Here is a 478-nt window from a genome sequence, read left to right as displayed (position 1 = left end):
TCGGACGCTGTTAGCCTGGCGTAAGTTGATGGCGGCAGGTTGCCGATCCCGCTGTGCGGACGAACGGTGTTGTAATCGTCCTGCCATTCGGCGAGCAGCTCCCGAGCATGATCGAGTGACGAGAACAACGTCTCGTTCAACAACTCGTCGCGCAGTCGTCCATTGAAGCTTTCCACGAAGGCATTCTGCTGCGGCTTGCCCGGCGCGATGTAGTGCCACTCGATCCGGGTGAGCTGCGACCAACGCAGGATGGCCATGCTGGTGAGCTCGGTCCCGTTGTCGCTGACGATCATCGTTGGGCGGCCTCGTCGGGCGATCGCGGCATCGAGCTCACGACCCACCCGGATCCCCGACAACGACGTGTCGGCCACCAATGCGATGCATTCCCGGGTGAAGTCATCAACGACAGCCAGGATACGGAAGCGTCGGCTGTCGGTCAGCGTGTCGCTGACGAAATCCAGTGACCAGCGCTGGTTCG

Annotated in this window: 1 protein-coding gene; it reads right to left on the bottom strand. The window is 61.7% G+C overall.

Features of this window, described 5'->3' with window-relative positions; genetic code table 11:
- The coding region (locus AC5ZFO_RS48280; protein ID WP_496124308.1) for an integrase core domain-containing protein at positions 1 to 478 on the bottom strand (478 nt) is incomplete at both ends.

Source organism: Bradyrhizobium sp. Unk1, from assembly GCF_059512345.1.
Note: the sequence above shows the minus strand (reverse complement) of the source record. Positions and strands in the feature narration are given on the sequence as shown.